The sequence below is a fragment of the Mycobacterium sp. pR1184 genome, assembly GCF_041287235.1.
Taxonomy (GTDB): Bacteria; Actinomycetota; Actinomycetes; order Mycobacteriales; family Mycobacteriaceae; genus Mycobacterium.
This window is the reverse complement of the sequence record NZ_JBGGKR010000001.1, coordinates 285,271-302,441: the sequence shown is the minus strand read 5'-3', so window position 1 is coordinate 302,441 and position 17,171 is coordinate 285,271. Positions and strand designations below refer to the sequence as shown.

The 17,171-nt window shown below is 66.2% G+C and carries 18 protein-coding genes and 1 tRNA gene; 13 read left to right on the top strand and 6 right to left on the bottom strand.

Translation table 11 applies throughout. The annotated features are described in order from the left end of the window. Positions 1-101: 101 nt before the first annotated feature. The 4 genes from ACAG21_RS01545 (at position 102) to ACAG21_RS01530 (ending at position 3,539) form a co-directional block, all read left to right on the top strand. A complete protein-coding gene (locus ACAG21_RS01545) occupies positions 102-668 on the top strand; it encodes a TetR family transcriptional regulator C-terminal domain-containing protein (RefSeq protein WP_370494302.1) in 567 nt (188 codons plus the stop codon). A 71-nt stretch (positions 669-739) separates the two neighbouring features. Continuing rightward, entirely contained in the window at positions 740-1,489 is a 750-nt protein-coding gene (locus ACAG21_RS01540) for a cysteine hydrolase (RefSeq protein WP_370494301.1), read from the top strand. 15 nt (positions 1,490-1,504) lie between these two features. After that, positions 1,505-2,449 carry an aldo/keto reductase gene (locus ACAG21_RS01535; protein ID WP_370494300.1) on the top strand — a complete coding sequence of 315 codons (945 nt, stop codon included), beginning with the start codon at positions 1,505-1,507 and terminating at the stop codon, positions 2,447-2,449. Positions 2,450-2,534: 85 nt separating this feature from the next. Then, entirely contained in the window at positions 2,535-3,539 is a 1,005-nt protein-coding gene (locus tag ACAG21_RS01530; protein WP_370494298.1) for a zinc-binding dehydrogenase, read from the top strand. Between the two features lie 68 nt (positions 3,540-3,607). Here ACAG21_RS01530 and ACAG21_RS01525 read toward each other — a convergent pair. After that, positions 3,608-3,693, bottom strand: a tRNA-Tyr gene (locus ACAG21_RS01525). An 80-nt stretch (positions 3,694-3,773) separates the two neighbouring features. Here ACAG21_RS01525 and ACAG21_RS01520 point away from each other — a divergent pair. The 4 genes from ACAG21_RS01520 to ACAG21_RS01505 all read left to right on the top strand — a co-directional run bounded on the left by ACAG21_RS01520 (position 3,774) and on the right by ACAG21_RS01505 (position 7,121). Next, the gene (locus tag ACAG21_RS01520; RefSeq protein ID WP_370494297.1) at positions 3,774-4,265 is read left to right on the top strand and encodes a YajQ family cyclic di-GMP-binding protein; all 492 of its coding nucleotides are present in this window, start codon (positions 3,774-3,776) and stop codon (positions 4,263-4,265) included. A 138-nt stretch (positions 4,266-4,403) separates the two neighbouring features. Continuing rightward, entirely contained in the window at positions 4,404-4,913 is a 510-nt protein-coding gene (locus tag ACAG21_RS01515) for a hypothetical protein (protein ID WP_370494296.1), read from the top strand. Beyond that, the gene (locus ACAG21_RS01510) at positions 4,910-5,524 is read left to right on the top strand and encodes an RES family NAD+ phosphorylase (RefSeq protein WP_370494295.1); all 615 of its coding nucleotides are present in this window, start codon (positions 4,910-4,912) and stop codon (positions 5,522-5,524) included. The genes ACAG21_RS01515 and ACAG21_RS01510 overlap by 4 nt, the downstream gene beginning before the upstream one ends. A gap of 85 nt (positions 5,525-5,609) precedes the next feature. Continuing rightward, positions 5,610-7,121 carry a flavin-containing monooxygenase gene (locus ACAG21_RS01505; protein ID WP_370494294.1) on the top strand — a complete coding sequence of 504 codons (1,512 nt, stop codon included), beginning with the start codon at positions 5,610-5,612 and terminating at the stop codon, positions 7,119-7,121. Positions 7,122-7,140: 19 nt separating this feature from the next. Here the strand turns inward: ACAG21_RS01505 and ACAG21_RS01500 are convergent, their stop codons facing one another. Continuing rightward, a complete protein-coding gene (locus tag ACAG21_RS01500; protein ID WP_370494293.1) occupies positions 7,141-8,592 on the bottom strand; it encodes a trypsin-like peptidase domain-containing protein in 1,452 nt (483 codons plus the stop codon). A gap of 203 nt (positions 8,593-8,795) precedes the next feature. Here ACAG21_RS01500 and ACAG21_RS01495 point away from each other — a divergent pair, with 203 nt between their 5' ends. Beyond that, on the top strand, positions 8,796-9,821 hold the full coding sequence (locus tag ACAG21_RS01495) for an NAD(P)H-dependent glycerol-3-phosphate dehydrogenase (RefSeq protein WP_342925936.1): 1,026 nt from the start codon (positions 8,796-8,798) through the stop codon (positions 9,819-9,821). Positions 9,822-9,955: 134 nt separating this feature from the next. Here the strand turns inward: ACAG21_RS01495 and htpX are convergent, their stop codons facing one another. Next, entirely contained in the window at positions 9,956-10,816 is an 861-nt protein-coding gene (gene htpX / locus ACAG21_RS01490; RefSeq protein WP_096290863.1) for a zinc metalloprotease HtpX, read from the bottom strand. 88 nt (positions 10,817-10,904) lie between these two features. Next, positions 10,905-11,912: a nonaprenyl/(2E,6E)-farnesyl/geranylgeranyl diphosphat synthase gene (grcC1, locus tag ACAG21_RS01485; RefSeq protein WP_370494292.1), complete on the bottom strand. Its 1,008-nt coding sequence runs from the start codon at positions 11,910-11,912 to the stop codon at positions 10,905-10,907. Between the two features lie 39 nt (positions 11,913-11,951). Between grcC1 and menJ the strand changes: the two genes are divergently transcribed. The 3 genes from menJ (at position 11,952) to ACAG21_RS01470 (ending at position 14,375) form a co-directional block, all read left to right on the top strand. After that, on the top strand, positions 11,952-13,166 hold the full coding sequence (gene menJ, locus ACAG21_RS01480) for a menaquinone reductase (RefSeq protein ID WP_370494532.1): 1,215 nt from the start codon (positions 11,952-11,954) through the stop codon (positions 13,164-13,166). 82 nt (positions 13,167-13,248) lie between these two features. Next, a complete protein-coding gene (locus ACAG21_RS01475; RefSeq protein WP_370494291.1) occupies positions 13,249-13,923 on the top strand; it encodes a class I SAM-dependent methyltransferase in 675 nt (224 codons plus the stop codon). A gap of 44 nt (positions 13,924-13,967) precedes the next feature. Next, positions 13,968-14,375, top strand: coding sequence for a DUF732 domain-containing protein (locus ACAG21_RS01470; protein WP_096284616.1), 408 nt, complete (start codon positions 13,968-13,970; stop codon positions 14,373-14,375). Position 14,376: 1 nt separating this feature from the next. Here the strand turns inward: ACAG21_RS01470 and ACAG21_RS01465 are convergent, their stop codons facing one another. After that, entirely contained in the window at positions 14,377-15,069 is a 693-nt protein-coding gene (locus ACAG21_RS01465) for a demethylmenaquinone methyltransferase (RefSeq protein ID WP_370494290.1), read from the bottom strand. 71 nt (positions 15,070-15,140) lie between these two features. Here ACAG21_RS01465 and ACAG21_RS01460 point away from each other — a divergent pair, with 71 nt between their 5' ends. Continuing rightward, positions 15,141-15,965 (top strand): SDR family oxidoreductase, encoded by an 825-nt coding sequence (locus ACAG21_RS01460; RefSeq protein ID WP_370494289.1) that lies wholly within the window; start codon positions 15,141-15,143, stop codon positions 15,963-15,965. 10 nt (positions 15,966-15,975) lie between these two features. On the opposite strand, the gene ACAG21_RS01455 is transcribed toward ACAG21_RS01460, so the two are convergent. Beyond that, entirely contained in the window at positions 15,976-17,136 is a 1,161-nt protein-coding gene (locus tag ACAG21_RS01455; protein WP_370494288.1) for a glycosyltransferase family 4 protein, read from the bottom strand. Positions 17,137-17,171: the final 35 nt, after the last annotated feature.

Genomic DNA, 17,171 nt, shown 5'->3' with positions numbered 1-17,171 from the left:
TGGTGGTCGACGGACCCGGCGCTCGCTGCTAACACCGTCGCCAAAAGATAGGTGACCGGTCGGCTAATATTGGTGGCATGCCACGGCCGCCGAATCCCGACGTGCGCCGCCGCCTGCTTGCGGCAGGACTCGAGCTCGTCCATGCGCGCGGTTTCGCCGCCAGTGGCGTCAAGGACATCACCGATGCGGCCGGCGTACCGAAAGGCTCGTTTTACGCGTACTTTGCGAGCAAAGAAGCGTTCGCCGCGGCAATACTCGACCACTACTGGTGCGACATAGAAGCGCGGCTGCTGCCGATTCTCGACGGAGATGGATCGGCCCAGCGACGCATTACGCGGTTCTTTCATGCCCTCGCCGACGAACATGAATCGGGCGAATTCCTGCTCGGCTGCCTGGTCGGCAACCTGTCGCTCGAGCTTGCCGGATCCAGCGAACCGGTTCGCGCCGAACTCGCCCACATTCTGCAGCGCTGGGATACGGCCTTGACCGCATGCCTGCGTTCCGGCCAGGGCGGCACCGGCGACATCCGATCCGACCTCGACGCAGCCGAACTCGCCTCCCTGCTGATCGAATCGTGGGAGGGCGCGGCCCTGCGCGGGAAGGTGACCCGCAGCCGCGCCCCGTATCAGCGCTTCGAGACGATCACCGTGCCGGCACTCCTGCGCTGACTTCAGTGTCTTTCCGCCTCTGTCCCAGCACCTCTTGATTTATAGACGACTGGTCATCTATTATCGGACATATGACGCCCGCTAAAACCGACACGTCCGGGTACGACGAGCCGCAGCATCCGGGGCTACCGAGCTCGAACTTCGAGCTCGAACCTCGGCACGCCGCCTTCGTCGTCACCGATCCACAGATCGATTTCTTGAGCCCCCAAGGGGCTTCGTGGTCGGTGTTCGGTGCCAGCGTCCGCGACAACAACACCGTCGCGCACCTCGGCGAACTGTTCGACGCGGCGAAGCTTGCGGGTCTCACCGTCGCGGTGTCGCCGCACTACTTCTATCCCACCGACAGGCAATGGCGGTTTGGTGATCCGCTCGAACAGTTCATGGCCAACGTCGGCATGTTCGAGCGCCAAGGCGCGTACACCAGCGACGGCTTCCCCGGCTCCGGGGCCGATTTCCTGCCCGAGTATCTGCACCACATTCACGACGGGCAGACCTTCATCGCGTCCCCGCACAAGATCGTCGGCCCCGAGTCGAACGACCTGGTGCTCCAATTGCGCAAGCGCGGCGTCAGCCAGGTCGTGTTGGCGGGGATGGCCGCCAACCTCTGCGTCGAAGGCCACCTGCGTGAACTGATCGAGCAGGGCTTCGAGGTCGTCGTGGTCAAGGACGCCACGGCCGGCCCACGCCTGCCCGAAGGCGACGGCTATCTGGCCGCGCTCGTCAATTTCCGATTCCTTGCCAGCGCTGTGTGGACAACCGCCGAGGCGGTAGTCCAGATGAAGAAATCCATTGGCGCCGAACCTGTTTCGCGTCAAATTTAAAGGAAGGCGATCAACATGGAGAGAATCGAAAAGCTGTCCCAACACAAATTCGCGTTGAACAACGGCGGCGAGATGCCGGCGCTGGGGTTCGGCACTTCCCTATCCGATCGCAGCCAAACACACAATGCCGTCAAGACCGCGGTCGAGGTCGGGTTCCGCCATCTCGACGCCGCCGAACGGTATCGCAACGAAGCCGAGGTCGGGGCGGCGCTCAAAGAGTTGTTCGCGCAGGCAACGGTGCGGCGCGAAGAACTCTTCGTGACCACCAAACTGTGGAACAACAACCACCGACCCGAACGGGTCAGGCCCGCGCTGCAAGCCAGCTTGAACAGACTCGGGCTCGACACTGTCGATCTTTACCTGGTACACACGCCTTTTGCGTTCCGGCCGGGCGACGACCAAGATCCCCGCGACGTGCACGGTGCTGTCGTCTATGACGACGGTGTCACGTTGGAAGAGACGTGGGCAGCGATGGAAGGACTTGTCGACGAAGGGCTTACCGGCGCGATCGGGCTGTCCGACATCGGCGTCGAGGACACCCGAAGGATCGTCAACACCGCACGGATCAAGCCCGCGGTCGTCGAGGTGGAGTCGCATCCCTATCACCCGCAATGGGAACTGCACGAGCTGGGCAAGTCCGACGGCATCATCCTGCTGGCCTTCGCGTCGCTGGGGCATGCGCTGGAACCGCGCCTGCTCGACGATCCGCTGATCGTCGACATCGCACGGCGACACGGCAAGACCCCCGCACAAGTGTTGCTGGCCTGGGGAATTCAGCGCGGTAGTGCCGTCTTGACTTCATCCGTCAACCCCCGGCGCATCAGCGAGAACTTCGATGTGGCGGCATTGCCCGAGGAAGCGATCAGCGAGATCAACGAGCGTCTCGTCACGCGCTACCGGTTCAATTCCGTTGCGGATGCGGGAGTACCGGGGTTCGCCGAAGTGCCGACAGGCAGCTGAGCCGCCGAACCCGCGGCCTTCCGCGCGATGAAATTACGGTGTAATTATTATGTGATTTAACCCACAGACGGGCTGAGGGAGCGACGTGAAAGCTTGGCAGGTCCACGGAAGCGGTGAGCCGACCGACGTCTTGCGCCAAGTGGACCGGGAGCTGCCCGAGCCCGGCGCCGAGCAGGTACGAATCCGCGTCGCCGCGGCCGGCGTCGGACTACCGGATGTGCTGATGTGTCGCGGTAGCTACCCGCTGACTCCCCCGCTGCCGTTTACCCCCGGCCAGGAACTGGTCGGCACCGTCACCGCGGTCGGGCCGGGCGCCAACATCGCCATCGGCACTCGCGTCATGGGCGTCAGTGACTTTGTCAGCGGCAACGGATCCTTCGCCGCCGAAGCGCTCGCGCACGCCAGCACCGTCTTCCCCGCTCCCGCCAACATGGACGACGCCGCCGCGGCCGGATTCTGGATCCCGAACATGACGGCATGGATCGGCCTGGTCGATCGCGGCGGACTCCAGGCGGGAGAACGCCTCGCGGTGCTGGGCGCAGCGGGCGGCAGCGGCATCGCCGCCGTCCAGCTCGGGAAGGCCAACGGCGCTACGGTGCTCGCCGTCGTCAGCGACGAGAAGCGGGCCGAATACTGCCGGTCCCTGGGCGCCGACCACGTCGTCGTCGTCCACGGCGAAAACGCTTCTGACGGAACACCACTCGCGCATGCGCTGCGCGAAGCGACCGAGTGGGCCGGTGTGGACGTGATCTTCGATCCGGTCGGCGGTGCGCAGGGCACCGCGGCCATGGGCGCCCTGGCCCGCGACGGCCGGCATCTGGCCGTCGGTTTCGCCAGCGGCAGTTGGATAACCCCTGACGTGCCCATGATGGTCATGACGAACACCACACTGGTCGGCGTGCTCGCGGCCGGCTACAGCCGCGAGCATCTCGAAGGGATCCGGCGCGGCCTCGAGGACTTGGTCGACGCCGGGACCATCGCGAACACGGTCACCGAAAGCGTGTCGTTCAACGACATCCCCGAAGCGCTCGCGCGACTGGGCGAGCGCAAAGTCCTCGGCAAGATGGTCGCCGACATCAACGGAGCCTGACGTTCGGGACGCCGCGCCCGGTCCGGGGGCCAAACCCGTTGCGGTGCGCGAAAATAGCTGCTGACCTGTGGTGGCAGGTACTGGATTCGAACCAGTGTAGGCGTAAGCCGACGGATTTACAGTCCGCTCCCATTGGCCGCTCGGGCAACCTGCCGCCTAGCAGGGTACAACGAGCGGGTAGACAATTCACAAACGGCTAGGAGCAACCCGGAACCAACACGGAAGGGCGTTCGCATGGCGGACTCATCGTTCGACATCGTCAGCAAGTTCGATCGGCAAGAGGTCGACAACGCGCTTAACCAGGCCGCCAAAGAGTTGGCCACCCGATTCGACTTCCGCGGCACCGACACCACGATCGCCTGGAAGGGTGAGGACGGCGTCGAGCTGACCTCCTCCACCGAGGAGCGCATCAAAGCCGCCATCGACGTGTTCAAGGAAAAGCTGATCCGCCGCGACATCTCGATGAAGGCCTTCGACGCCGGCGAGCCGCAGGCCTCCGGCAAGACCTTCAAGGTCACCGGCACCCTCAAGCAGGGCATCGACAGCGAGAACGCCAAGAAGATCACCAAGCTGATCCGCGACGACGGGCCCAAGGGCGTCAAGACTCAGATCCAGGGCGACGAGATTCGGGTCAGCAGCAAGAAGCGCGACGACTTGCAAGCCGTCCAGGCGCTGCTGCGCGGCGCCGACCTCGACGTGGCGCTGCAGTTCGTCAACTACCGCTAGCTCGCGCGTCGAGCGTAAGCACGCTGCGAAATGGCGCGCGATTTTTCGCGGTGCGTTTACGCTCGAGCGCCAGCGAACCCTGTTGCGTTCGGTTCGTGCATTAGACTGGACTGCACGAATCGAATGTAGGAGCTGGTCATGACCCCCACGGTCGCCGAGCTGGACGCCGCGCACCGGCGGCTCCGCGAGAGCGCCCACGCGGTGGGCGTCGCCCTGTCGTCGGTCACCGGGTACACCGAGCCCGCCGTCGCGCGGGCCGTGCAGTCCGAGCTGAACCTGTATGCCCGCATCGAGGCCGAGTTCGGAATGCTGACCAGCACCGAAGCCGGCAAGCGGATGGGGTCGCGATCGAGCGCCCCACGTAACCTGGCCACCACCGCGCGGCGCAACAAGACACTGCTCGCGGTCCGCCAGGGCAACTACCTGTCCTACCCCGGTTTCCAGTTCGGGCCGGACGGCAAGCCACTGCCCGTGATCGCACGCCTGCTCGCGCTGGCCGACGACAGTGGCTGGTCGGAGGCAGGCCTGGTGCAGTGGCTCTGCTCCCCCACCACCTACCTGGACGGAGACCGGCCCGTCGACCACCTCGTCACGGATCCGGATCGCGTCCTGGCGGTCGCCGGGGAGGCGCTGAACGTTTCGTGGTGAGACGTCCGCCGGACCCTTTCGACCCGGCCGCCGCCACGCTGCCGAAGGGCCATCTGCTCTACCGGGTCCTGTCGGCCACCCGAACCGCCACCGACTTCAACCCCGGTTTCGGCGCGCGGACCCGGTTCGGCTTCTTCGGCAAGCCGGTGGTGCCGATCATGTACGCGGCCGACACCGAAGACGCAGCCATCGCCGAGACGTTGCTGCACGATATTCCGGTCGACGGCGGCCTGCTGCCATACGACCAATACGCGACCAAGGTGCTCGTCCGGCTCAAAGTCGAGCAAGAGTTGCGTCTCGCCGTCCTGCACGGCACCGGGCTGCGCCGGCTCAAAGTCACCGCCGGCGAACTCACGTCCAGCCCGGCATCGACCTACGCCACCACGGTGCGCTGGGCGCAGGCCGCCCATCAATCGGGGTTCGACGGGCTGGTGTGGATGTCGCGGCAATGCAACGACACCAAGGCGTATGTCTTCTTCGGCGACAGGTGCGCGCAGGGGTTCAGCCAGGATCCGTCGCACGCGCGCATCTTCGCCAGCCCGGCCGACCAAATCTGGCTGATCGATCGCTGCGCGCCGCTGCACGTCGACGTGCTGATGGAGCCGTCTTGACACGGGACAGGTCCGGCCTGCTGGCTCCACCAACCGGTCGGTGCCTAATCTAGTGACGAGTCCCACACTGCAAGCGAGGTTCACGATGACCGTGACTCCCCAGGAAGCCACCGGCCACCCACCGGCCAAGCCCGGCTACTTCGACGTCGTCATCATCGGCGCCGGGATCTCCGGCATCGACGCGGCGTACCGGATCGCCGAACGCAACCCCCAGATGACGTACGCCATTTTGGAGCGCCGCGAGCAGATCGGCGGTACGTGGGATCTGTTCCGGTATCCCGGCGTGCGCTCGGACAGCAGCATCTTCACGCTGTCCTTTCCCTTCGAGCCGTGGACCCGGAAGGAAGGCGTCGCCGACGGCGTGCACATCCGCGAATACCTGGCGGCCACCGCACACAAGTACGGCATCGATCGACACATCCAATTCAACAGCTATGTCCGTTCCGCGGATTGGGATTCCTCCACCGACACCTGGACGATCACCGTCGATCAAGGCGACTCCGCCACGATTTACCGCAGCCGGTTCGTGTTCTTCGCCTCCGGTTACTACAACTACGACGAGGGCTACACCCCGGAGTTCCCCGACATCGAGCGCTTCGGCGGCACCGTCATCCATCCCCAACGCTGGCCCGAGGACCTCGACTACGACGGCAAGAAGATCGTGGTGATCGGTAGCGGCGCCACCGCGGTGACCCTGCTTCCCTCGCTGTCGGAGCGGGCCGCGAAAGTAACCATGCTGCAGCGCTCGCCGACCTATCTGGTCTCCGCCACGAAGTACCGAACGATCGACGCCGTCATTCGAGCTCTATTGCCCCGCAAGGTATCTCACCTGGTAATCCGGATGTACACCGCTTTGACTGAGGCTGTGTTCTTCTTCTTGTCCCGCAAGTTGCCCGGTTTGATCAAGCGGATGCTGCGGCGTCAGGCGGTGGACAATCTGCCCGACGGGTACGCGGTTGACGTCCACTTCAAACCGCGATACAACCCGTGGGACCAGCGGATGTGCATGATCCCCGACGCGGACCTGTACAACGCGATCAGCCAGGGCCGCGCCGAGGTGGTCACCGATCAGATCGATCACTTCGATGCCACCGGCATCGCGCTGAAGTCCGGCGCGCACCTCGACGCCGACATCATCGTCACCGCCACCGGCCTGCAACTGCAGGCGCTGGGCGGAGCCACGATCAGCCTGGACGGCGAAAAGATCGATCACCGTGAACGTTTCGTCTACAAGGCGCACATGCTCGAAGACGTGCCGAACCTGTTCTGGTGCGTGGGCTACACCAACGCGTCGTGGACGCTGCGGGCCGACATCACCGCCCGTGCCACCGCAAAACTGCTGGCGCACATGGCTTCTCATGGCTACACGCACGCCTACCCGCACCTGGGCGATCAGCCGATGGCCGAGAAGCCATCCTGGGACATCAACGCCGGCTACGTGTTGCGTTCCGCCCATCAGTTACCCAAGTCGGGCACCAAGCGGCCGTGGAATGTACGGCAGAACTACCTCGCCGACGCCCTCGACTACCGGTTCGACCGGATCGAGGAGTCAATGGAATTCGGCCGTGTTGCCGACCGGGCGCCGGTAGCGGGTTAGTTCCCAAACGGCTTGGGCGTCAGGATAATTGGCCGGTCTCCGCCTCGGGCTGCAAGAGTTCGATGTGCTTGCCACAGTTCGGACAGAACTTTTCGGCGGGGTGGTGTTGCGCTCCACAATTGACACAGTAGTGCGGCTCTGCCGCCACCAACGGCGGTTCGGCGACCGCGCTGTCGACGCGTTCATGCCTGCCGACGACCTCCGGCAAGTCCGCGACACCCGCTTCCGTGCGACCCTGCCGACGGCCCTTGAGCACCATGAAGGCCACCCAGCCGCCGACGACGAGCAGCATCAGAATCCCGCTGACGATGTACCACAACAGGTTTGAGGTATGGAACACCGACACGTCACCATACTGCTGGCGCAGATTCACCGCACTCGTCTTCAAATCGGCCAGCCCGGGATAATCGGGTGACAACGCCGCAGCCTGGTCGAAGTTCTTGATCGCGTCGCTGTAGCGGCCGGAGTAGTAGTCGGCGAGCCCTTTGCGGTAATACACATCGGCGGGACCGAGCTCAGACTTGACGGCCTTGCCGGCCAGCATCGCCGCCAGGCGATCTACCGGGGCGATGAAGTTGAACGCCTGCGGCTCACCGACGGGCGCAAAGCTGTTCACGCCAATCACCTTGCCGTCGAGTGCAATTGTCGGGCCGCCGCTCATGCCTTCCGAAACGGCGGCGTCGATCTCGTACTCCGGCATGGTCTGGATCGCCAACTTCTTATTCACCTTGCCGCTCTTGTTCGTTGGATCCAGCGAGGGACCAGTGACCCGTTGGGTGGTTTCGGGGAAACCGACCGCGAGAATCGGGGTACCGATGTTGACGTCGGCGTCGCTGGCCAGCTCGGAGGACGGCATGCCGCGCTTTTCCACCTTGAGCAACGCGACGTCACCCTTGCCGAGGGGCCGGAAATCAACCACGCTCGCGGGCAGCTTGCCGGTGAGCTTTGTCCCCGCGCCGTAGAGCACCGTGAGGGCGATCTCTGGCCCCCGGTCGGGGCTCTTGCCTTCTATCCGCGAGTTCTTGCGCAGCCACTCCGCTGTTGCGACGGGGTCCTTCCCGGTGGGCGAGTCCGGAAACTGTTCGATGTAGGCGTCCGCGGCACTCTTGGCGATGAAATCTTTCGCGTTCTCCGGGTCGACGCAGTGGCCCGCGGTGGCGACCCAGCCGTCGGGGTTGACGACGAAACCGGTGCATGACCAGTTCGCGTCGAAGGGAAGATTCAAGCCCCCGCCGAATGGAGACAACGTCTGTCCGTCGGGCAGGCGCACCTGGCCGTAGGTTTCGACCGAGAGATAGACCACGGCGGGCCGTATTATCGCCGCCGCCCGCTCCTCCGGGTTGACCTGCGGCCGGCCGCCATCGGCGACGGCGACGCCCGGCGATCCGGCCAACACCACCAAAGCAGCCGCGAACGCCCGGCTGCCGCGGGACACGAACCCTGTCTTCGCCAGGTCCGCTCGTCGGGACATGATTCCTCCTCGATGAAGCGATGACCTTGACGATCCGGTGCCGGGGCGCCAACGGGTAGGGACCGAAGTCCCCTGCTCGGAGGTCGTTGGTTTTAATTTCATCCGCGGGCCGCAGCGTTCGGTGTGTGCGCGGAACCCGGCGCCGGCCCACACTCCGAGTGAACTGCTACTAAATGTGAGGTTTCGGCAATACGCTGAGCTTCATGGCAGCCGAGAAGCGCGAACCCAAAGTCGTTGTCCTTGGCGGTGGTTCCTGGGGAACCACCGTGGCGTCCATTTGCGCGCGCCGAGGTCCGACGCTGCAGTGGGTGCGCTCCGAGGAGACCGCCAATGACATCAACGAGCAGCACCGCAATACGCGCTACCTCGGTAACGACGTGATCCTCAGCGAGACGCTGCGAGCCACCACCGATTTCGCCGAGGCCGCCCATTGTGCTGACGTTCTCGTGATGGGCGTGCCCTCGCATGGCTTCCGCGGGGTGCTGACCGAACTGAGTAAGGAACTGCGGCCCTGGGTTCCGGTGGTGTCGTTGGTCAAGGGGCTCGAGCAGGGCACCAACATGCGGATGTCGCAGATCATCGAGGAGGTGCTGCCGGGCCATCCGGCGGGCATCCTGGCCGGACCGAACATCGCGCGCGAGGTCGGCGAGGGTTATGCGGCCGCGGCGGTGCTGGCGATGCCCGACCAGCATCTGGCGACCCGGCTGTCCGGGCTGTTTCGCACCCGGCGATTCCGCGTCTACACCACCGACGACGTCGTCGGCGTCGAGATGGCGGGTGCGCTGAAGAACGTCTATGCGATCGCGGTCGGGATGGGCTATTCGCTGGGCATCGGCGAGAACACCCGCGCGCTGGTCATCGCGCGCGCGTTGCGCGAGATGACGAAGCTAGGGGTGGCACTGGGCGGGGACCCGGAAACCTTCCCCGGGCTGGCCGGCCTGGGTGATCTGATCGTCACCTGTACCAGTCAGCGCAGCCGCAACCGCCACGTCGGTGAACAACTCGGCGCGGGCAAGCCCATCGACGAGATCATCGCGTCGATGAACCAGGTCGCCGAGGGAGTCAAGGCTGCCAGCGTGATCATGGAGTTCGCCAACGATTTCGGCCTGAGCATGCCGATCGCCCGCGAAGTCGACGGCGTCATCAATCACGGCTCGACGGTCGAGCAGGCCTACAGCGGCTTGATCGCCGAGGTGCCGGGCCACGAGGTGCACGGCTCCGGGTTCTAATCGACACCGAAAAGCTCTGTGCCGCGGGACGATTCGTCACCGTTACCGGCGTCGGGTGTGCGCTCAGGGCGCCGACACGCCGATGCGACCCGCCATGTGCGCACCCGGAAAGCCGGCAACGCACTCGGGCTGTCTTACCCGCGCGCCATCGCCTCCAGCCGGCGGATGCGATCTTCGATCGGCGGGTGGGTCGAGAACATCGAGCCGATGCGCTCGCCGGCGCGGAACGGATTGGCGATCATCAAATGGGCCTGACTGGCCAGCTGCGGCTCGGGCGGCAACGGGGCCGCCTGCACACCGCCGGAAATCTTGCGCAGGGCCGATGCCAAGGCCAGCGGGTCGCCGGTCAACACCGCGCCGGACTCGTCGGCCTGGTACTCACGGGACCGCGAGACGGCCAACTTGACCACCGTCGCCGCGATCGGGCCCAGCAGCGAAACCAGCAGCAGCGCAAAAGGATTCTCGCCATCGCGGTTGCCGCCGAACAGGCCGGCCCACATGGCCATGTTGGCCAGGGCGGTGATCACTCCCGCCAGCGCGCCGGCCACACAGGAGATCAGAATGTCGCGGTTGTAGACGTGCGAGAGTTCGTGGCCCAGCACGGCGCGCAGCTCACGCTCGTTGAGGATGTCCAGAATGCCGGTGGTGCAGCACACCGCCGCGTTGCGCGGGTTGCGTCCGGTCGCGAACGCATTGGGAGCGTTGGTGTCGCTGATGTAGAGCCGGGGCATCGGCTGGTGTGCGGCGGTGGCCAACTCGCGCACGATCCGGTAGATCACCGGAGCCTGAAGTTCGGACACCGGCTGGGCGTGCATCGCGCGCAGGGCCAGCTTGTCGCTGTTGTAGTACGTGTACAGGTTCATGCCGATGGCGAACATCAGCGCCAGGAACATCGCCGTCCTGCCGAACAGCGACCCCACGAAAACGATCATCGCGGACATACCGGCCAACAGCAGGAAGGTCTTCAGCTTGTTGGCATGCGGATGCCAGGTCATCGGGTTGTCCTCCCCTAAGAAGAACTCGGTCGTTGCTTGACTGTTGTCAATTCAACGCCCCGGACGACCTGCCGGGTTCCATGACCCGCTAGCCGTGTCGGCTGATCGTGTAGTCGACCAACGTCTCCAGCGCGCGCCGACCGGCAACGTCGGGCAAAAGGCCCAGCTCATGACGGGCTTTCGCGGCGTACTGCGCCAGAAACTCCTTCGCCTGGGCCATGCCCGGCGACGCCCGCAACAGCCCGAGCGCCGCAGCCACCTCGCCGTCGTCCTCGACGGGACCGGACAGCAGCTTGCGCAGCCGGTCGCCGTCCGGCCCGGGTTGTTGCAGCGCGAAGACCATCGGCAGGGTGTGCACGCCCTCGCGGATGTCGGTCCCGGGCAGCTTGCCCGACTCATGCGAGTCGCTGTCGATGTCGATGATGTCGTCGGAGATCTGAAACGCGGTGCCCACGATGCCGCCGAGCCGGCTCAGCCGGGCGACCTGCTCATCGTCGGCCCCGGAAAACATCGCGCCGAATTGGCCGGCCGCGGCGATCAGGCAGGCCGTCTTCTCGTAGACCACCTTCAGGTAGTGCTCGATCGAATCCGCCCCTTCGGCCACCCCGCGGGTCTCCCGCATCTGCCCGGTGACCAGCTGAGCGAACGTTTCGGCGATCAGCCGCACCGCGTCGGGCCCCAGCCGCGACACCAGCCGCGACGCGGTCGCGAAGAGGTAATCGCCGGCCAGGATCGCGACGTTGTTGTTCCAGCGCACGTTGGCGGTCTGAGCCCCGCGGCGCACCTCGGCCTCGTCCATCACGTCGTCGTGATAGAGCGTGGCCAGGTGCACCAGCTCGATGACCGCGCCGGCGATCGTCACCTCGTCGGCATCCGGGCGCGGCCCGACTTGTGCGGACAGCACGGTGAACAACGGCCGGAACCGCTTGCCGCCGGCCTTGAACAAATGCGTGAGCGAATCAGTCATGATCTCATCGGCGCTGCGCAGCTCGACGTCCATCAGCTGCTCGATCTTCGCGACGCCGTCGCGCACCGTCGTGGCGAACGCGGCGTCGCCGAAGTCAATGCCCGCGACCACCGTCGCCGGAGTACTCACGCGACCAACATACTGGTGGGCGTGGAGACCGGGCTTGGCGTGGGGGCCGACGTGGTGGTCGTGGGTGCTGGACCTGCCGGTTCGGCGGCCGCCGCCTGGGCGGCTCGCGCGGGTCGCGACGTGCTCGTCATCGACTCCGCCAGCTTTCCCCGCGACAAACCATGCGGCGACGGCCTGACCCCGCGCGCCGTCGCCGAGCTGGAACACCTCGGACTCGGCGACTGGCTGGACACCCGCATCCGGCATCGGGGCCTGCGGATGAGCGGGTTCGGCGGCGAGCTCGAAGTGGATTGGCCGGGGCCGTCGTTCCCGTCCACCAGCAGCGCGGTCGCCCGCCTCGAACTCGACGACCGGATCCGCAAAGTCGCTCTAGCGTCCGGGGCACGCATGCTGCTCGGCGCCAAAGTTGTTGGTGTACATCATGACTCGTCACGCAAGGTGACCTCGCTGCAGTTGGCCGACGGCACCGAGGTGGGCTGCCGGTACCTGATCGTCGCCGACGGCGCACGCTCCCCGCTGGGCCGCAAGCTGGGCCGGCGCTGGCATCAGGAGACGGTGTACGGCGTCGCGGCCCGCGGGTATCTGAGGACCCCGCGCAGCGAGGACCCGTGGCTGACATCGCATCTCGAGCTGCGCTCCCCCGACGGCGCCGTGCTGCCCGGCTACGGCTGGATCTTCCCGCTGGGCAACGGCGAGGTGAACATCGGCGTCGGAGCACTCTCGACGTCGAAGCGGCCGGCCGACCTGTCGCTACGACCCCTGATCTCCTATTACACCGACCTGCGCCGCGACGAGTGGGGCTTTGCCGGCGAACCGCGGGCGATCTCCTCGGCGTTGCTGCCGATGGGCGGCGCCGTTTCGGGTGTGGCCGGGCCGAACTGGATGCTGATCGGCGACGCCGCAGCGTGCGTGAACCCGCTCAACGGCGAGGGCATCGACTACGGGCTGGAAACCGGACGGCTGGCTGCCGAGTTGCTGGACGCCGGTGACGTGTCGCGGGCCTGGCCGTCGCTGTTGCAAGACCACTACGGCCGCGGATTCTCCGTCGCGCGCCGGCTGGCGCTGCTGCTGACCTTCCAGCGGTTCCTGCCCGCCACAGGCCCCGTCGCGATGCGCTCGACCACCCTGATGACCATCGCCGTACGGGTGATGGCGAATCTGGTCAGCGACGACGACGCGGACTGGGTGGCGCGCGCGTGGCGCGGCGGTGGCCGATTCTCGCGGCTGCTGGATCGCCGAACACCGTTCAGCTGAACCAACTTTTCGCCCGTGATTCACCGTCCGCTTGATATCAACTTCGTTGACATGAATCAGCTTGGTTGATATATCTGGAGGCATGACTCAGCCAACTGATTTCGAGTTCGAGACGGTCTACCGCGGTGAATCCGCCCAGTTCGGCGAGGGATCGCGGCCGCCGTGGAGCATCGGCGTCCCGCAACCCGAGCTGACCGCGCTGATCGAGCAGGGCAAGTTCCACGGCGACGTGCTCGACGTCGGTTGCGGTGAAGCCGCCATCTCGCTGACGCTGGCCGCCCGGGGCCACACCACGGTGGGCCTGGACCTCTCGCCGACCGCGATCGACCTGGCCCGCCAGGAAGCCGCGAAGCGCGGCCTGACCAACGCCACCTTCGAGGTCGCCGACATCAGCACGTTCACCGGGTACGACGGCCGGTTCGGCACCATCGTCGACAGCACCCTGTTCCATTCGATCCCGGTCGAGCTGCGCGAGGGCTACCAACAGTCGATCAGCCGGGCCGCCGCTCCCGGTGCCACCTACTTCGCCCTCGTCTTCGACAGGGCGGGCGCACCCGACGGTCCCGTCAACGCGGTAACCGCCGACGAACTGCGCGACGCCGTGTCCAGCTACTGGGTCGTCGACGAGATCCGGCCGGCCCGCATCCATGCCAAGCTGCCGGAGGAGTCCCCACAGATGCCGTTCGTCGGACTGCGCGACGAACCCAGCGGTTTGAAGTCGGCGAGCGCGTGGCTGTTGATTGCTCACCGGGACTGATCATCGGTGAGACCGCGTCGTTATCGAGGTGTATAGTCCGGCTAATGAGGGGTATCAAGCTGCTTTCCGGCGCCGCCGTTGCGGCGGCCGCCATTTCGCTCGGCGCGCCGGCTCTCGCCGATCCGACGACGCCGCCGTTGCCGCCTCCGGCTCCGACCCCGCTGCGGACCCCGTCGCCGCCCAGCGACTACGACGCCCCGTTCAAGCAGACCGTCAACGGCTTTGGTATCTACCAGCCGCAGGACCAGCTCGCGTGGCTGGGCAAGATCACTTGCGATCGGCTCGGCCGGGGCGTGGACCACGACGCGTATCAGTCGGCCACCTTTATCCAGCGCAACCTGCCGCGCGGCACCAGCCAGGGACAGGCGTTCCAGTTCCTCGGTGCGGCCGTCGACCACTACTGCCCGGACCAGGTGGGCGTGGTGCAGGCAGCCGGCCAGCACCCGAACTGAGTCAGCGCAGGGGCTTATGCCCCGCGTGTAGGGCCACGATTCCGCCGGTCAGATTGCGCCACCGAACGCCCGACCATCCGGCTTGTGCCATCTGCGCCGCCAGTGCGGCTTGATCGGGCCACGCCCTGATCGATTCCGCGAGATACACGTAGGCATCGGGATTGCTGGACACCGCCTGCGCCACCCGTGGCAGCGTCCGCATCAGATATTCCTTGTAGACGGTGGCGAACAGCGCGTTGGTGGGTGTGGAGAACTCGCACACCACCAGGCGCCCGCCGGGCCGGGTGACCCGGGCCATCTCCCGCAGCCCCGCCAGCGGGTCGACGACATTACGCAACCCGAAACTGATTGTGACGGCGTCGAATACGCCATCCGCGAACGGCAGCTTGGTGGCATCGCCGGCGACCTTCGGCACCTTGCGCGTACCGCCGGCGGCGAGCATTCCGACCGAAAAATCGGCCGCCACACACCACGCCCCGGATTTCGCCAGCTCCACCGTGGACACCGCGGTGCCCGCGGCCAGGTCCAGCACCTTGTGGCCGGGTCCTATCCGCAGCGCGGAGCGGGTGGCGCGTCGCCAATAGCGGTCCTGCCCCAGCGACAGCACGGTGTTGGTCAGGTCATAACGACGGGCGACGCCGTCGAACATCGACGCGACCTCCCGGGGATCCTTGTCCAAGGCCGCACGACTCACGACGACGACGCTACCCGGCTTCCGTCTGCCCCCTCGGGAATGGTCCGCCGGGCAGTGCGTTACACAACGGCGTGAGCGAAAAAGTTTGGTTTATCACCGGTACATCACGTGGATTCGGGCGCGAGTGGGCCATCGCCGCGCTGGAGCGGGGCGACAAGGTCGCCGCGACCGCTCGCAACACCGCGGCACTGGACGACCTGGTCGCCAAGTACGGCGACGCGCTGCTGCCGATCGGGCTGGACGTCACCGATCGAAATGCGGATTTCGCCGCGGTCAAGCAGGCGCACGACCACTTCGGTCGGCTGGACATCGTGGTGAACAACGCCGGCTACGGTCACTTCGGGTTCGTCGAGGAACTGTCCGAGCAAGACGCGCGCGATCAAATCGAAACGAATGTGTTCGGCGCGCTGTGGATCACCCAGGCCGCCTTGCCCTACCTGCGCGAGCAGCGCAGCGGCCACATCATCCAGGTGTCGTCGATCGGCGGCATCACCGCGTTCCCCCTCGTCGGCATCTACCACGCGTCCAAGTGGGCGCTGGAGGGCTTCTCCCAGGCGCTGGCTCAGGAGGTCGCGCCGTTCGGCGTGCATGTCACGCTGATCGAACCGGGTGGCTTCGACACCGACTGGTCCGGCTCCTCGTCGCGGCACAGCGAACCACTGCCCGCCTATGACGAGGTGCGTGCCGCCGTCCAGGAAGAGCGCGGTCGGCGCTGGGCCAGGCCCGGTGATCCGAAAGCCTCGGCGGCGGCGCTGCTGAAGGTGGTAGACGCCGAGGAGCCACCGCTGCGAGTGTTCTTCGGTGCTTCACCGCTGCAGACCGCAAAGGCCGACTACGAGAACCGGTTACGCACCTGGGAGCAGTGGCAGCCGGTCTCCGAGCTGGCGCAGGGCTAACGGCGCAACGTCACTCGCCTTGGGCGAGTTTGCGTTGCGCGTTGCGGGCACGCGCCCGGGCAATGGGGGACTGCACGGCCGTGTAGTGGCCCAGTAGCTCGTCACAGATGGCGGGCCAGGTGCGGGCGAGGACGCTCTTGCGTGCGGCTTGCGAATAGCGCGGCCGCTCCGCCAGCAGATGCTCGACCGCCTCGGGTAGCCGCTGCTCGAATTCCTGGACGGGCAGCAGCAATCCGGTGCGCCACGGGGTGACAAGGTCACGCGGTCCGCCCGCGTCGGGCGCGATCACCGGCAGCCCGGACGCCAGCGCCTCCTGCACGACCTGGCAGAACGTCTCGTGCTCGCCGGTGTGCACGAAAACGTCCATGCTGGCGTACGCCGCGGCGAGCTCGGCGCCGTACATGGCACCGGTGAATCGCGCTGTGGGCATTGCCGATTGGAGCTTTTGCTGGTCGACGCCGTCTCCGACGATCACGAGCTGCACGTCACCGGCGGCGGCAAGGCCGGCGAGGCGCTCCACGTGCTTTTCCGGCGCCAACCGGCCCACGAAGCCGACGATCGGCTTGCCCTCGGGCGACCAGTGCCGGCGCAATGCCTCGTCGCGCGCCGACGGCGCGTATCCCATGATGTCGACGCCGCGCGCCCAGTGATGGACCCGCGGGATTCGATGGGCGACAAGCGATTCCATCGTCGCCGTGGAAGGCGCCAAGGTGCGGTCGGCGAGGCGGTGCAGGTGGCGGAACCACGCCCACGCCGCGCGCGTCGTGATCCCGATGCCGTAGCTCTCGGCGAAACCCGGTACGTCGGTTTGATAGACGGCGACCGTCGGCACCCCGAGGTAGCGCGCGGCTCGCACGCCGCCGTAGCCCAGCAGCGCCGGCGATGCGAGATGCATCACATCGGGCTGGAATCCGCGCAGCACCTTGAGCAGTCGCGGCCGGGGCACCCCAAGCGGCAACGTGGTGACCTTCGGGAACATCCGCGACGGCACCCGGTGTACCCGGATGCCGTCGTGAATGCGCTCGGCGGGAGGTTCACCGGGCGGGGTGTCGGGGGCGATCACCAGAGCTTCATGGCCCGTTCGGCGCAGATGCTCTAGTACGCGGATTACTGAATTACTGACACCGTTGACATGAGGCAGAAAGGATTCTGCGACGATCGCAACGCGCACAAAGCCATAGTGTCAGCACTGCCTGTCTCGGAGGT

Coding starts and splice junctions, on each gene's coding strand:
- ACAG21_RS01470 (WP_096284616.1), top strand. CDS start 13,968: ATGAGGGGTATCAAGCTGCTTTCCGGCGCCGCCGTTGCGGCGGCCGCC.
- ACAG21_RS01475 (WP_370494291.1), top strand. CDS start 13,249: ATGACTCAGCCAACTGATTTCGAGTTCGAGACGGTCTACCGCGGTGAA.
- ACAG21_RS01505 (WP_370494294.1), top strand. CDS start 5,610: ATGACCGTGACTCCCCAGGAAGCCACCGGCCACCCACCGGCCAAGCCC.
- ACAG21_RS01495 (WP_342925936.1), top strand. CDS start 8,796: ATGGCAGCCGAGAAGCGCGAACCCAAAGTCGTTGTCCTTGGCGGTGGT.
- ACAG21_RS01500 (WP_370494293.1), bottom strand. CDS start 8,592: ATGTCCCGACGAGCGGACCTGGCGAAGACAGGGTTCGTGTCCCGCGGC.
- htpX (WP_096290863.1), bottom strand. CDS start 10,816: ATGACCTGGCATCCGCATGCCAACAAGCTGAAGACCTTCCTGCTGTTG.
- ACAG21_RS01520 (WP_370494297.1), top strand. CDS start 3,774: ATGGCGGACTCATCGTTCGACATCGTCAGCAAGTTCGATCGGCAAGAG.
- ACAG21_RS01515 (WP_370494296.1), top strand. CDS start 4,404: ATGACCCCCACGGTCGCCGAGCTGGACGCCGCGCACCGGCGGCTCCGC.
- ACAG21_RS01540 (WP_370494301.1), top strand. CDS start 740: ATGACGCCCGCTAAAACCGACACGTCCGGGTACGACGAGCCGCAGCAT.
- ACAG21_RS01535 (WP_370494300.1), top strand. CDS start 1,505: ATGGAGAGAATCGAAAAGCTGTCCCAACACAAATTCGCGTTGAACAAC.